The 14,062-nt window shown below is 68.5% G+C and carries 15 protein-coding genes and 1 pseudogene; 4 read left to right on the top strand and 12 right to left on the bottom strand.

From position 1 onward, the window contains the following. Positions 1-137: 137 nt before the first annotated feature. The 3 genes from ABZV31_RS11870 to ABZV31_RS11880 are packed head-to-tail and all read right to left on the bottom strand — an operon-like array spanning position 138 to position 1,479. Positions 138-485: a tetratricopeptide repeat protein gene (locus ABZV31_RS11870; RefSeq protein ID WP_355891534.1), complete on the bottom strand. Its 348-nt coding sequence runs from the start codon at positions 483-485 to the stop codon at positions 138-140. Positions 486-535: 50 nt separating this feature from the next. After that, positions 536-982, bottom strand: coding sequence for a MarR family transcriptional regulator (locus ABZV31_RS11875; protein WP_355891536.1), 447 nt, complete (start codon positions 980-982; stop codon positions 536-538). After that, positions 979-1,479, bottom strand: a complete 501-nt coding sequence (locus ABZV31_RS11880; RefSeq protein WP_355891539.1) for a MarR family transcriptional regulator — start codon at positions 1,477-1,479, stop codon at positions 979-981. Before ABZV31_RS11880 ends, ABZV31_RS11875 begins: the two co-directional genes overlap by 4 nt. 220 nt (positions 1,480-1,699) lie before the next feature. Between ABZV31_RS11880 and ABZV31_RS11885 the strand changes: the two genes are divergently transcribed. Beyond that, a complete protein-coding gene (locus ABZV31_RS11885; protein WP_355891542.1) occupies positions 1,700-2,665 on the top strand; it encodes a pirin family protein in 966 nt (321 codons plus the stop codon). Between the two features lie 1,547 nt (positions 2,666-4,212). After that, complete coding sequence (locus ABZV31_RS11890; protein ID WP_355891544.1) at positions 4,213-4,584, top strand: hypothetical protein; 372 nt, start codon at positions 4,213-4,215, stop codon at positions 4,582-4,584. Between the two features lie 183 nt (positions 4,585-4,767). On the opposite strand, the gene ABZV31_RS11895 is transcribed toward ABZV31_RS11890, so the two are convergent. Both ABZV31_RS11895 and ABZV31_RS11900 read right to left on the bottom strand, forming a co-directional pair. Next, positions 4,768-5,157: a DUF2267 domain-containing protein gene (locus tag ABZV31_RS11895; protein WP_355891547.1), complete on the bottom strand. Its 390-nt coding sequence runs from the start codon at positions 5,155-5,157 to the stop codon at positions 4,768-4,770. Between the two features lie 144 nt (positions 5,158-5,301). Further along, positions 5,302-5,442, bottom strand: coding sequence for a hypothetical protein (locus ABZV31_RS11900; protein ID WP_355891550.1), 141 nt, complete (start codon positions 5,440-5,442; stop codon positions 5,302-5,304). A gap of 172 nt (positions 5,443-5,614) precedes the next feature. Between ABZV31_RS11900 and ABZV31_RS11905 the strand changes: the two genes are divergently transcribed. Beyond that, on the top strand, positions 5,615-5,827 hold the full coding sequence (locus tag ABZV31_RS11905; RefSeq protein WP_355891552.1) for a hypothetical protein: 213 nt from the start codon (positions 5,615-5,617) through the stop codon (positions 5,825-5,827). A gap of 96 nt (positions 5,828-5,923) precedes the next feature. Here ABZV31_RS11905 and ABZV31_RS11910 read toward each other — a convergent pair whose 3' ends face one another. The 4 genes and pseudogenes from ABZV31_RS11910 to ABZV31_RS11925 all read right to left on the bottom strand — a co-directional run. Beyond that, positions 5,924-6,139 (bottom strand): hypothetical protein, encoded by a 216-nt coding sequence (locus tag ABZV31_RS11910; RefSeq protein ID WP_355891554.1) that lies wholly within the window; start codon positions 6,137-6,139, stop codon positions 5,924-5,926. A gap of 160 nt (positions 6,140-6,299) precedes the next feature. Further along, on the bottom strand, positions 6,300-6,644 hold the full coding sequence (locus tag ABZV31_RS11915) for a hypothetical protein (RefSeq protein WP_355891862.1): 345 nt from the start codon (positions 6,642-6,644) through the stop codon (positions 6,300-6,302). Between the two features lie 58 nt (positions 6,645-6,702). Then, complete coding sequence (gene ctaD / locus ABZV31_RS11920; RefSeq protein ID WP_355891557.1) at positions 6,703-8,373, bottom strand: cytochrome c oxidase subunit I; 1,671 nt, start codon at positions 8,371-8,373, stop codon at positions 6,703-6,705. Between the two features lie 242 nt (positions 8,374-8,615). Further along, a pseudogene (locus tag ABZV31_RS11925) lies at positions 8,616-8,762 on the bottom strand (universal stress protein); the annotation flags it as partial. A 227-nt stretch (positions 8,763-8,989) separates the two neighbouring features. Here ABZV31_RS11925 and ABZV31_RS11930 point away from each other — a divergent pair. Next, positions 8,990-9,634, top strand: coding sequence for an NADPH-dependent F420 reductase (locus ABZV31_RS11930; RefSeq protein ID WP_355891560.1), 645 nt, complete (start codon positions 8,990-8,992; stop codon positions 9,632-9,634). A gap of 10 nt (positions 9,635-9,644) precedes the next feature. On the opposite strand, the gene ABZV31_RS11935 is transcribed toward ABZV31_RS11930, so the two are convergent. The 3 genes from ABZV31_RS11935 to ABZV31_RS11945 all read right to left on the bottom strand — a co-directional run bounded on the left by ABZV31_RS11935 (position 9,645) and on the right by ABZV31_RS11945 (position 14,057). Further along, positions 9,645-10,586 (bottom strand): DUF5996 family protein, encoded by a 942-nt coding sequence (locus ABZV31_RS11935; RefSeq protein ID WP_355891563.1) that lies wholly within the window; start codon positions 10,584-10,586, stop codon positions 9,645-9,647. A 121-nt stretch (positions 10,587-10,707) separates the two neighbouring features. Continuing rightward, on the bottom strand, positions 10,708-13,146 hold the full coding sequence (locus tag ABZV31_RS11940; protein WP_355891565.1) for a phosphoketolase family protein: 2,439 nt from the start codon (positions 13,144-13,146) through the stop codon (positions 10,708-10,710). 119 nt (positions 13,147-13,265) lie between these two features. Beyond that, positions 13,266-14,057 (bottom strand): HAD-IA family hydrolase, encoded by a 792-nt coding sequence (locus tag ABZV31_RS11945; RefSeq protein ID WP_355891567.1) that lies wholly within the window; start codon positions 14,055-14,057, stop codon positions 13,266-13,268. Between the last annotated feature and the right edge of the window lie 5 nt (positions 14,058-14,062).

Here is a 14,062-nt window from a genome sequence, read left to right on the forward strand (position 1 = left end):
TGACGGCGGTCGGCGTCACCGCGCGGGGCGTTGCCGCCCCGTGAGGCGCTGACGCCGACGGGCTCGTGGCGGCGATGTCCTCGGATGCGTCAGGGCCCGGTCCCCGTCGTCAGGAACCGGGCCTTGACAGCCGTGTCTCAGACGCGCTCGAAGTCGCCCGCGAGCGCCGAGGCGATCCGCAGGTGCGTTTCGGCCTCGTCGTGGCGTCCCTGCCGCTGGAGGGTGCGCCCCAGCATCAGCCGGGCGTAGTGCTCCACCGGGTCGCGCTCGACGATGACGCGCAACTCGGCCTCGGCGCGGCGCAGCTGGGCCGAGTGGTAGTAGGCGCGTGCCAGCAGCAGGCGCGGTCCGGTCTGCTCCGGCACCTCCTCGACCAGTCCGCCCAGGACGCGCGCCGCGGCGGCGTAGTCCTTGGCGTCGAAGAACATCCGCGCACGCTCCCAGCGCTCCGCCGGGGTTCCGTGGTCGTAGTACGTCGTGTCCACTCCTGACCTCCTTCGAGGCCGACAACAGAACCCGGTGGTTGAATATTCCACTACTTTCCCGCGGTGGCGAGCTCCGCGTTGGCCCGCTCGGTGACGAGGGTCAGTACACGGCCGGCGACGGCGAGGTCCTCGGCCGGAATGCCGGCGTAGATCCGGGCGGAGATGGCGCCGGTCTCGGCGGAGCCGGTGTCGTACAGCTCCCGTCCGGCGTCCGTGACCCGCAGGCGGGAGGGCTCCTCCTGGGCGAGGAGCTGGGCGCCGACCAGCTCCTCGATGACGCGGTGCACGTCCTGCGCATTGGTCTTCAGCGTGCCGACGACGCCGTCGACGAGCCGCTCACGCTCGACCGGCCCGTCGGCGACGACAACCAGTCGAAGGGTGACGAACTGCTGGAAGGTGACGCCGTGGCGGGCCAGCACGCTTTCGAGGACCGCACGTCCGGCGTAGTGGGCCAGGCCGATGACCCGGCCGTCGACAAGGGGTGCGGTGGTGGTCATGACTGCTCCGTCTCACTGTCGCTGAACGATTCGTGCTCGCTGAAGGGATCAAGAGGTGCGTCGAGCAGGGTCGCGAGGTTGCGGGTGAATTCCCGCGTCCCTGCGCTGTCGAGCCCGCCGAGCGGCTCCAGCAGCTGTTGGAGCAGCCCCTGGACGACCTTGATCGCGCGCCGTGTGACGTCCCGGCCCTGCTCGGTGAGGGCGAGCTGCACGGCGCGGGGATCGCGGGGATCCCGGGCGCGTTCGAGGAGTCCGGCGGCTTCGAGACTGCGCGCCAGCTTGGACACGTAGAGGGGTTCGAGCCCGGTGTGGTCGGCGAGCCGGCGCTGACTGGGGCGGTGTCCGGACCGCTGCATGCCGTACAGCGACGCCACCAGCGAATACTGCGCGTGCGTCAGCCCGAGCGGGGCCACCGCCCGGTCGACGGCGACCCGCCATTTCATCGACAGCCGCCAGACCAGGAAACCGGGCGTCGCGCCCTCGGATGCCGTACTCATGGCAGATACAGTACATGGCTACTATGTCCATGACTGCTATGTCCATGGCTACTATTTGCTCGGCGGATGACAGCGAAGGGCAGCGGATGACAACCGAGGCGGTTGGGTGCCTGCCTCTTCCTGCCCCTTGTGCCCGCGTGTCCTTGGGGCTGCCTCGCCGGTGTGACCGGGCCGGGCGTGGGCTGCCAGTGACGCCGCACCAGGGGCTAGGTTGAGCAGCATGAGCAATCTTGAGCGCCAGGCGGTGCCCAGTGTGTGCGGCGGCCGGGGGTTCGTCGTCGCCGAGCCCGTGCGGGAGCTGCTGAGTCCTCGACACGTCCAGCTCGGTGAGTCCACCGAGGTCCGCCGGCTGCTGCCGAACCTGGGCCGCCGCATGGTGGGCGCCTGGTGCTTCGTCGATCACTACGGTCCCGACGACATCGCCGACGAGCCCGGCATGCAGGTGCCGCCGCACCCGCACATGGGCCTGCAGACGGTGAGCTGGCTGCACGAAGGCGAGGTGCTGCACCGCGACTCGACCGGCAGCCTGCAGCTCATCCGCCCCGGAGAGCTGGGGCTCATGACGTCCGGGCGGGCGATCAGCCACTCCGAGGAGAGCCCCAGGCCGCACGCCCGTTTCCTGCACGGGGCGCAGTTGTGGGTGGCCCTCCCGGACGGCCACCGGCACACCGACCCGCGCTTCGAACACCACGCCGAGCTGCCGGTCGTCACGGCGCCGGGCCTGAGGGCCACGCTGATCCTCGGCGACCTCGACGGCGCGACCTCGCCGGGAACGACGTACACCCCCATCGTGGGCGCCGACCTGGCCCTGGCTCGCGGTGCGGACCTGAACCTCCCCCTGGAGCCGGACTTCGAGTACGCCGTGCTGTCCATGTCCGGCGAGACCCACGTCGACGGCGTGCCGGTGCTGCCCGGCTCGATGCTCTACCTCGGCTGCGGCCGCACCGAACTCCCGCTGCGCGCCGAGTCGGACGCGGGCCTGATGCTCCTGGGTGGCGAGCCGTTCGAGGAGGAGCTCATCATGTTCTGGAACTTCATCGGACGGTCCCAGGAAGAGATCGCGCAGGCTCGTACGGACTGGATGACAGGCACCCGTTTCGGCGAAGTGAAGGGCTACGACGGCGACCCGCTGCCCGCCCCCGAACTGCCGCCCGTACCGCTGAAACCACGGGGAAGGGTGCGCTGACCTGAGGTTGTCTCGGCAAGTGCCAGCTCCTATCAGATATGCCGCTCGGCCCTGCATGTGAGTCCTCCGATCGTTGAAGGACGTCTGGCCGTAGACCTCCGCGGGGCATCAGTGAAGATGTCCGCGATTCCAGGATGTGGGCATCTGTGGGCACCTCTGGCCAGCCTCATGCTGACCCAATGCTGACTTTGCTGACGGTCCATCAGGTGGTGTTCGGGTCGTGTGTGCGCTGCTCGGACCTCCGTCTGGAGCGTGTTGGCTCGATGGCGGCGCGTCCGATGCTGGCTTGGGACGCCATGGAGCTGCCCCAGGGGGACACGCGGCCAAGTTGTAGGCGTGCAGCGCTGTCCGGTCTTCTGCTGACCCAGCGCCAACTTTGCTGACGGCCTGTGTCGTGTTCCCGCTGCTCGGAGCCTCGCCTGGGGCGTGCTGGTTCGATGGCGCCGCGACGCATGCCGGGTTCCTGGTCGCCCCTTGTTGACCGGGCCGTCGGCTTCCGCGTCCGACTGCGATGCGGTTGACCGTCACCATGCCGACGCCCCGGCCAGAGGCAGCGCACCCATGTCGTGTCGCTCCTTCCAGCGTGGCGAGCAGCTCGCTCGGGTGCTTCCGCCTGCCAGGTGGAACCGGCTCTCTCCCTCGGCCTCCGAGGCCAACGCCGGGCGGGCCGCAGATTTCTACATATGTACGGCAAAGGCCATAAAATGAAGGCTGGCCGTCACCTCCGTGCACCGCGGTCTGCTGCTGTGCGGCCCCCTACGGGCCGCAGGAGCGCGCCGGGGCACGACGGTACCGCCCGGGCACCGGAGCGGGCAGTTCCTTCTACTCGCCGGGCATGGTCGGCACCACGGGTACGGCGAGCCGTACGTCCGCGATGGCCGAGCAGCGCCTCGACGACGAGATCGAACAGGTCGCCCAGGAGCTCGAACACAGTGGTCCGACCAGCCGCGACCGGCTCGAAACGGCCGTCGCCGGCCGGTCCTGGGGTCCCGGACGCTTCCGCCGGGCCCTGCGTGAGGCGGTCGCGCGAGGCGCCTGCCGAACGATGTCTACGCCCCGACAGGCCGAACCGACGAAGCCGGCAGAACACCGGGGGGCCGCCGGGACGGAACCCTGTAAGCACGGGTCGGTACGGTGCCCGCATCCCCGCCCCCGGTGGTGGGCCTGGTCAGGCGACGCAAGGAACCCGTGGTCGTACGCACGCTGCGCTCGACCTCGCCGCTGTCCTCGCCTACCTCGCCGGGCTGTGGCTGTCCGGCAATGCGCAGCCCCTCCTCGCCCCGCTGACCGCGGTGTTGGTCGTACAGGTCAATACGCGACCCTGACTGTCGGGATCCGGCGGATCGCCAGCGTGGTCGCGGGCGTGCTGATCGCCGTCGGTTTCGCCGACGCCGTGGGACTGACGTGGTGGAGCCTCGGCCTGCTCATCCTCGCCTGCCTCTCCATCGGCCACCTGCTCCACCTGGCTCCCTGGGTGGAGGAGGTTCGCCGTCACCGGCATTCTCGTCCTCGGTGTCGGCGGAGAGCCGGCCCAGGCGGTCGGGCGCGTGGTCGAGACGCTGATCGGCGCCGCCGTGGGCGTCCTGCTGAACGTCGTGGTCGCCCCTCCCGTCTACGTCCAGCCCGCAGGGGAAGCGATCGGTGACCTTGCCGCGCGGCTGCGCCGGCTACTTCTGCGCATCGGCGACGAGCTGGTGCGGGGGGCCTCCTCCACCCAGGTGGCACGCTGGGTGGAGGAGGCGCGCCGGCTGGATCAGCTGGCCGAAAGCGTGGACGCGGCCCTGGCCAGGGCCGAGGAGAGCCTGCGGCTGAATCCACGAGGACGCCCAGTGCTCGGGGCGAGGCTGATCCTGCGCCGCGGCCTGGACACCCTCGAGCACTGCGCGGTGGGTATGCGCTCCTGTGCCGTCCTTTGCTGAGCTCGCCGAATCGCGCGGAAGCGAGAACCCGTGTACTCCGGCGACGTGGCGGCGGAACTGCGGCAGCTTCTGCGGCATCTCGCCGATGCGGCGGACTGCTTCGATCGGCTCATCAGCACCGAGGTCCGCGGCCGAGCCAGGGCGAGTCGCCGACGGTGTGCCCCGGGTGCGCACGTTGCCGTGTCAGTCCGCGTCGGCCTTGCCGAACAGGACGGCGAAGCTGGAGGGGAGCTGGCTGATGATCTGGTTGAGCTCGCCGCCGGAGACGGCCTCGGCAACAGTGGTCAGCACGGCGCCGGCATCCCACTCGGCGGTACGGGGCCGGGCACCGGTGCGCTCCGCCACCCGGCGGTAGAACTCCTCGATCCCGAAGTTCTCGGGCTGCTGCCGTTTGGCGCTGGTCAGGGCCGGCCCGAGCGGGCCGGGCAGCTGGGAGGCGAGGTCCTCGACCTCGCCGGGGCTGATCCGTTCCGCCAGTACCCCCAGGACCGCCTCAGTGATCTTTGCGGCTTCGTCCCGGCTGGTGTACTCGCCGCGCTGGCGTACCCGGGCGAGGAACTCGTCGTACTTCATCGTCACCTTCGCTTCTGTCCGTGCCGTGGTAGGGCCGTGATCAATTGACGAATTTGAGGTCGGATTTGGACCCAGTGGGCCCATACCGGGTCAACTCGATCACGGAGTTCGGTTGGATGCACGGGCTCCACTCGAGCTTCTCGTTCACTCCGACACCGACTGGTCAGGGATCACCGCCTCTGGCGGGGGTGGTTGAGCAGGTGGAAACAGGAAGTCCTCCAGCGCGGCCATCGCCATCATCAGTATCAGCAGCACCACCGGGACGAGCAGAGCTATGACGATCACGATGCCTCCCGACGGAGCAGTGATCAAAGCTGTGGCGTATCGCAGCGGGTTGACGCCCAGCGTGCGGCCGAATGGGGTACGCCGCACCCCGGAGCGCGGGAGCGTGTAGGCCGTTCGGGTGACATCGTCTCGTGCGGATGCGGGGCGCAGCAGGCGCCGTGATCCTGGGGTTATGCCGGAGAGGCCGCCTGTAGTCGTGTACCCGCCGCTCGGCACTGGAGGGCGCCGGGTGACCGCGCGCGGACAGCTCCTCGGCTTGGCGTACTCCGACCAGGATCTGGAGTTCCTCCGTGGCGCCGGACTGCCTGGTGTCGAGGATCTGCTCGACGACCTGGCGTGGGTGAAGTGGGTGGGAAACAACGCGCACCACTACACCAGCGGCTGAGGGGACCGACCAGCGCCTGCGCCGCCGCTGGGCCACGGCACCGCTTCGGTCGGCAGGCCGACCCACCCGTTGAGTCAACCGAGTGAAAGCGCGGGGTCAGCCCAGCAGTTGAACCTCCAACCGCTGTCGGAGATCGGCGAGGGCGATGCCGTACGTCTCCATGCCGTACGTCTCCACCACGCGCACTCCGGCAGGACCCGTGGCGAAGACACCGTGGTCCGTGTACACGCGGGAGACGCAGGCGGCTCCGGTGAGCGGGACCGACGGGTGGCTTCCCCGCGTGCTGATCAACGCCACCGGAGCCGTGCTCACCGCCGTCGCGGGCATCGTCCCCGCTCACCACCAAGTTCCTTGCGGGCGCCTGGTTCGTCGTCGTGACGGTACCGCTGCTCATGCAGTTGTTCGCCAGGATCCAGCGCTACTACGCCTCCTCGCCGGGACCGGGGAACACTTCTCGGTGCGCGCCGGGGCGTCAGCGTGTCAGGAGCAGTCCGACCACGGCCGCGGTCGCGCCCAGGGCTGCTGTGGCGGCGAGCGACAAGGCGACACAGCGGGTCCTGAGCAATCTGTACCGTGCGATGTATTCGGCCTTCAGCTCGGCCGATCGGCGCGCGATGCGCTGCAGTGCTTCTGTGGAGTCAGCAAGTCGGTCCGCGGTGTACACGCGCTCGACCTCCTCACGCTGTGCCGTGGTCAGCCACGGCAGCTGCTCGGTGAACTCTTTCGCTCGCTGCTGGGCGCTGGTCGTTTCCGCGTTCCACAGGAGGTATCCCTCGATCTGGTTGATGCCATGGGCGGATTCCCGGTCGGAACTCAGTGTGATCACCCCTGTCTCTGGATGCACCTGTACCTGCCGTGTCGCTGGAGCGGAGCGATCACTGCGGCAGGGCGGTCTTGGGCTCGTTCTCGGACTGGTCCAGTTCGGCGATGTCCGGGTGGTGCAGGTCGAAGGCCGGCGATTCGCTGCGGATCCGTGGCATGGTGACGAAGTTGTGCCGTGGCGGCGGGCAGGAGGTGGCCCACTCCAGGGAGCGGCCGTAGCCCCACGGGTCGTCGGTCTCGACCTTCTTTCCGTACTTGGCGGTCTTCCACACGTTGTACAAAAAGGGCAGCAAGGACAGTCCGAGGAGGAACGAGCTGATCGTGGAGACGGTGTTCAGGGCGGTGAAGCCGTCGGCCGCGAGGTAGTCGGCGTACCGGCGCGGCATGCCCTCGGCGCCCAGCCAGTGCTGGACCAGGAAGGTGCCGTGGAAGCCCGTGAAGAGGGTCCAGAAGCTGATCTTGCCGAGACGTTCGTCGAGCATTTTGCCGCTGAACTTCGGCCACCAGAAGTGGAAGCCGGCGAACATCGCGAACACCACGGTGCCGAAGACGACGTAGTGGAAGTGCGCCACCACGAAGTACGAGTCGGTGACGTGGAAGTCCAACGGTGGAGAGGCCAGGATGACACCCGTCAGGCCGCCCAAGAGGAAGGTCACCAGGAACCCGGCGGTCCACAGCATGGGGGTCTCGAAGGAGAGACTGCCGTGCCACATGGTGCCGATCCAGTTGAAGAACTTCACGCCGGTCGGGACGGCGATGAGGAACGTCATGAAGGAGAAGAACGGCAGCAGCACACCACCCGTGGCGAACATGTGGTGGGCCCACACCGTGATGGACAGGCCGGCGATCGCGATGGTCGCGCCGATCAGGCCCATGTAGCCGAAGATCGGCTTGCGGGAGAACACGGGGATGACCTCTGAGGCGATGCCGAAGAACGGCAGCGCGATGATGTACACCTCGGGGTGTCCGAAGAACCAGAACAGGTGCTGCCACAGCAACGGTCCGCCGTTGGCCCCGTCGAAGACGTGGGCGCCGAACTTGCGGTCCGCCTCCAGGGCGAGCAGCGCAGCGGCAAGGACCGGGAAGGCCAGCAGGACCAGCACACCGGTGAGCAGCACGTTCCAGGTGAAGATCGGCATCCGGAACATGGTCATGCCCGGCGCGCGCATACAGATGATCGTGGTGATGAAGTTGACGGAGCCGACGATGGTGCCGAATCCGGACAGGGCCAGACCCATGATCCACAGGTCGCCGCCAATGCCTGGGGAATGGACGGCATCGGTCAGCGGGGAGTAGGCGAACCAGCCGAAGTCGGCGGCGCCCTGGGGGGTGAGAAAGCCGCCCACCGCGATCAGCGAGCCCAGCAGATACAGCCAGTAGGCGAGCATGTTCAGGCGGGGGAAGGCGACGTCCGGGGCGCCGATCTGCAGCGGCATGATCCAGTTCGCGAAGCCGGCGAACAGCGGCGTCGCGAACATCAGCAGCATGACCGTGCCGTGCATCGTGAACGCCTGGTTGAACTGCTCGTTCGACATGATCTGCAGACCCGGGCGGCCGAGCTCGGCGCGCATCAGCAGCGCCATGACGCCGCCGATGCAGAAGAACGCGAACGACGTCGTCAGATACATCGTGCCGATGACCTTGTGGTCCGTCGTGCTCAGCCACTTCACCACCGCGGCACCGGCGCGACTGCGGCGTGGCGGGGAGATGTGAGGCTCGGGCATGGTGCTCTGTGTCCTGGCCGAGGTGGGCATACGCCACGCCCCTCCTTCTCGTGCGATCACTGGCCGGCATCACCGGTTTCGGGTCGACGCCGACGCGACAGACTCATCTTTGCCGCGCGGCGCCGCCCTGGCGGCTTCTGCTGCGCAGTGCAGAGCGAATACCACCCGGATGCCCGCGTGATCAGTGCACTGCGCCGTGCTCGTGGGTCAGTTGTGCGAAACCACGACGCCGTGCTCGTGGGTCAGTTGTGCGAGACCACGGCGACGGGGACAGTGGCGTGATGCAGGACGGAGTGCGTGACGTGCCCGATGTGGGCGCCGAACGGTGGGCGTCGGGCACGGCGGCCGACCACCACGAGGGAGGCCTCGTGTGCGGCGGCGACCAGGTGGGGCGTGGACCAGCTTCACGGCACATCGCGGAGCTTCGCCTCGCGGGCTGCCCACTCGGCCAGGTGCGAGCCGGCTGGGCGTCCAGTCCTCTACTCCGGACAGCGGTTGGTCAGTTACTCCGGACAGCGGTTGGTCAGTTACTCCGGACAGCGGTTGGTCAGTGGCAGGGGCTGTCCGCGGGTGTGAGGGTGGAGCGAGGCGCAGCACGTCCGTAGGGGAGTATCAGGTGATCATCGGCATCGTCGGAGCCGGGAACATGGCTCGAGGCATCGGCACAAGGGTTCTGGCGGGCGGTCACTCCGTCCGGCTGCATGATCGCACCCAGGACAAAGCGGAGGAACTGGCTGCTGTCTTGGGTGATGCCGGAGGCGGGGCAGACGTGCAGGCGATCGACGCGGAGGGTCTGGCCGGAGGCGCGGAGGTGGTGGTACTCGCCCTGCCGTATCCGGCCGGACGTGAGGTGGCCGGCTCGTTCGGCGCCGCGCTGTCCGGCAAGGTCGTGGTCGACATCTGCAATCCCGTGGATTTCAGTACCTTCGACTCGCTGGTCGTCCCTCCCGGCACCTCGGCAGCGGAGGAGATCGCGGCAGCCGTACCGGACGCGCGCGTGGTCAAGGCCTTCAACACCACCTTCGCAGGCCCGCTTCTCTCCGGTGAGGTGGCCGGTCGGCCGCTGGATGTCTTCATCGCGGGTGACGACGAGGCGGCCAAGGGGACCGTGGCCACGGTCGTGACCTCGGGAGGCATGCGCCCCCTTGACGTGGGTCCGCTGCGCCGGGCACGAGAGCTGGAGGCATTTCAGTTCCTCCACATGGCATCCCAGGAGCGGCTCGGCCTCAACTGGTCGAGTGCCATCGCCATCCTGCCGTGACTCGCTTCACTCACGCCTTTCTCGACGCCAGAGGGTCGGTGACGCCTCCGGGGCACGCTCGGCGGTCGATGTTCCAGCCGTCGAGGCCCGCTGCGGACCGGTACACGGACTCGTAGAAATCGAGGACGATGCCTCGAGAGTGCGAACTGCCCCGGACGTCGTCGTAGTTCAGTGTGGCCAGGTGGCTGCTGCCCTGGGCGACCCATCGTGCGGCAGTGGGGCGAAGAGGGCGTTCGGCCAGTCCGCCGGGCTCGGGTGCGGCGTAGGAGTAGAAGGTCGGCCGCGGGAAATGGTCGTCGCCGAACCAGAAGCCCGAGCTGATGACTTCGCGCGAGTACGCCTCACGGGTCACCGGGTCGACACTCGCTCCCTGGTCCACGACGCGGTCGGAGAACCGGGTGACCGCGATGTCGAAGGTGTGCCAGAAGTGGTGCACCGGGCTGATCTTCCCGGAGAAGCCCGCGGAGAACTCCTCCAACAGCAGGTTGATCTGACTGAGCACCTGCCAGTAGCGATTGACCCAGAACGGGTCGTAGGAGGCGTGCTCCGTGTCGTCGGCGAACGGCCGGTGCGCGTCAGGCAGGCCGAACGGGTAGGGATCCGCGATGGCCACCGCCGCGCCGATCGCGCCGAGAGCGTTGAGCGTCTCGCGGTAGAACGACGAGACGGAGTGCCCGGCGAGCGGGAAGGAAACGGTCGGGCCTTCGAGGGAATATGCGGTCAGCCTGTGGTCGACGAAGTCGAAGTCGATGGTGAAGACCGGATTGCCATGGGTCCCGCCCATGGGGCGGGTCGTGATGCCTCGCCCGGTGAGGTGGAACGGGACGTTCCACCAGTGGTTTCGCCGCATGCTGTTCGCAAGCCGAACCTTGCCGACGATCTGGGTGAACCGGTGCAATGTCTCCTTGGAGTCCTTCCACTCCGACAGCGGAATGGCCGGAAACAGGTCCATGGTGTCCTCCTCCGCTCGTTGATCGGCAGGCAGCGACCAGGAGGTCCCGGGCTTGCAGAACACTGGCGTGACAGTCAGGATCACCCGCGACGTGGCTGGCGAACGACCGGCACGCGCATCGCTACACCGGCTCGGTCAGCGGCGGGTTCCCGGACTGTGTGGCCGGTCCCGGGATCGCCGACCACTGCCAGTCGCGGACCTCGGGCAGGTCCTCGCCGTGGGTGCGGACGTACCGGCGGTGCTCGATCAGCTTGTTGCGCAGTTGCTCCCGGCGGTGTGCGGAGATCCCCTGCAGCCGGGGCACCCGGTCGATGACGTCGATGGCCAGGTCGAACCGGTCGATCCGGTTGAGTACGCACATGTCGAAAGGGGTGGTGGTCGTGCCCTCCTCGATGTAGCCGCGGACGTGCAACTGGTCGTGGTTGGTGCGCCGGTAGGTCAGCCGGTGGATCAGCCACGGGTAGCCGTGGTAGGCGAAGATGATCGGCCGGTCGGTGGTGAAGAGCGCGTCGAACTCCGGGTCCGACAGGCCGTGCGGGTGCTCCCGGTCGCTCTGCAGCCGCATCAGGTCGACGACGTTCACCACCCGGATCCGCAGATCGGGGAACCAGCGGCGCAGGAGGTCCGCGGCGGCGAGGGTCTCCATCGTCGGCACGTCCCCGGCGCAGCCCAGCACCACGTCGGGCTCGACGCCGGCGTCGGTGCTGGCCCACTCCCAGATGCCGATGCCCTTGGTGCAGTGCACGATCGCGTCGTCCATGCCCAGGTACTGCAGCGCCGGCTGCTTGCCGGCGACGATGACGTTGACGTACTGCCTGCTGCGCAGGCAGTGGTCGGCCACCGACAGCAGGGTGTTCGCGTCCGGCGGCAGGTAGATCCGGATCACGTCGGACTTCTTGTTCACCACGAGGTCGATGAAGCCCGGGTCCTGGTGGGAGAACCCGTTGTGGTCCTGCCGCCACACGTGGCTGGTGAGCAGGTAGTTCAGCGAGGCGATGGGCCGCCGCCAGGCGATGCCGTCGGTGGTCTTCAACCACTTGGCGTGCTGGTTGAACATCGAGTCGACGATATGGATGAACGCCTCGTAGCAGGAGAAGAACCCGTGCCGGCCGGTCAGCAGATAGCCCTCCAGCCAGCCTTGGCAGGTGTGTTCCGAAAGGATCTCCATGAGCCGTCCGTCGACGGCGAGGCCGACGTCGTCCGGCTCCATCCGGGCCTCCCAGGTCCGGTCCGTCGCCTCCAGGACGGCGGTCAGCCGGTTGGAGTTGTTCTCGTCGGGGGCCAGGACACGGAAGTTGGTCATGTTGCCGCGCATCACGTCCCGCAGGAAGCCACCCAGGACCCGGGTCGCCTCCACCGCTCCCGTGCCGGGCGACTCGACCGGCACGGCGTAGTCGCGGAAGTCCGGCATCCGCAGATCGCGCAGCAGCACACCGCCGTTGGCGTGCGGGTTGGCGCTCATCCGCCGGTCGCCCGCCGGGTGCAGGTCACGGATCTCGGGCACCGGGGCTCCGGACTCGTCGAACAGCTCCTCCGGGCGGTAGCTGCGCATCCACTGCTCCAGCACCGCGCGGTGCCCGTCGTCGCCGCGGGCGTTGCTGAACGGCACCTGGTGCGAGCGCCAGGAGCCCTCCACCTTCAGCCTGTCGACCTCCTTCGGGCCGGTCCAGCCCTTCGGCGAACGCAGCACGATCATCGGCCAGCGCGGCCGTTCGGTCACTCCGTCCTCACGGGCGCGCCACTGGATCCGTGCGATCTCGTCCAGGCACCGGTCCAGCGTGGCCGCGAAGTCCTGGTGCATCCGCGCCGGATCGGAGCCCTCCACCAAATGGGGGATGTACCCGTAGCCGCGCAGGAGTTGGTCCAGCTCCTCGGGTTCGATGCGGGCGAGCACGGTCGGGCTGGCGATCTTGTAGCCGTTCAGGTGCAGGATCGGCAGCACGGCACCGTCGCGCTGCGGGTCGAGAAACTTGTTGGAGTGCCAGCTGGTCGCCAGCGGGCCCGTCTCGGCCTCGCCGTCGCCGACGACCGCGGCGACGACCAGGCCGGGGTTGTCGAACGCGGCGCCGTAGGCGTGGGACAGGGCGTACCCGAGCTCCCCGCCCTCGTGGATCGACCCGGGCGTCTCCGGGGCCACGTGGCTGGGAATGCCACCCGGGAAGGAGAACTGGGTGAACAGCCGCTTCATCCCCGCCGTGGTTTGCGGCACATCGGCGTAGATCTCGCTGTACGTCCCTTCCAGCCACGCCGCCGCCACCGGCCCCGGGCCGCCGTGACCCGGTCCCATCACGTAGATCATGTCCAGGTCGCGCTGGGTGATGCAGCGGTTGAGGTGTGCGTAGATGAAGTTGAGCCCCGGAGTGGTGCCCCAGTGCCCTAGCAGCCGCGGCTTTACATGCTCCGGGCGCAGCGGCTCGCGGAGCAGTGGGTTGTCCAGCAGGTAGATCTCCCCGACGGACAGGTAGTTCGCCGCTCGCCACCAGGCGTGGATCCGGTGCAGTTGTTCCGCGTCGAGCGGGCCCGCGACGAGCGGGGGAGCCGTCGTGCGCGTTCTGTCCATCGCCAGTCAGACCTTTCCTTCGGCACAACTCGGCTGGGACGACCTGGAGTTCGGCGCGTCGATGGACCACCGGACCGCAGCAGCGCCGGCTGCGGGCGAGGGCACCGGATCGGGCCTGCTCACGAGGACCGCCTCGCCAGTTCGTGCGAGGCCAGCCGCCCCACATCGACCTCGTCCAGCGTGGTGACGACGAGGTCGGCGTGCGCGGAGGCGAGCAGTTCCCGGTCGTCGGCGCGGGCGACGCCCAGAGCGGCCATCCGGCCGGCCTTGGCCGCCTGCACCCCGCTGACGGCGTCCTCCACCACGAAGCAGTCCTCGGGTGGCACGGCGAGTGCGTCCGCCGCAGCCAGGAAGATCTCCGGATCCGGTTTGCCCCGCGCCACGTCCCGGCCGGACAGGTCGGCGTCGAAGAAGTCGAGCAGGCTGAGGCCCGGGCGCAGGAAGTCGTAGGTCAGGCCCTCCTTCTCCGCGAAGGTGTCGAGCCTGATCTGGCGCAGGAACAGGCCGGCGTTCTTGGACGACGAGGCCGCCGCCACCGGGATGCCGGCCGCTCGCACGGCGAGCACGAAGCGCAGCGCGTCGGGGTAGGCGTGGAACTCGCGGGCCTCGATCAGCTGGAACAGCAGCTTCTGTTTGTGCGCCGCGTACGTCTCCACACGGTCCTTGGCGTCGGGGACCTTGAAGTACTCCAGGCCCGCGAGTGCCCCGCTCATCCGGGGCTTGCCCGACATGACCTGCTGATAGACCTGCGGTGTGAACCGCCCCTCCGACCATTCGCTCTGGTCGCGGATGTCGGCCCACTCGCCCTCCATCAGCTCGCGCAGTGCCTCCCTCCAGGCCCGTTCGTGCGGTGAGTCGACGAGGACGCCGTCGACGTCGAAAATGGCTCCTTGGAATCCCCTGGTGGACACAGCGG

The sequence above is a fragment of the Streptomyces sp. NPDC005202 genome, from assembly GCF_040608235.1.
GTDB lineage: Bacteria > Actinomycetota > Actinomycetes > Streptomycetales > Streptomycetaceae > Streptomyces.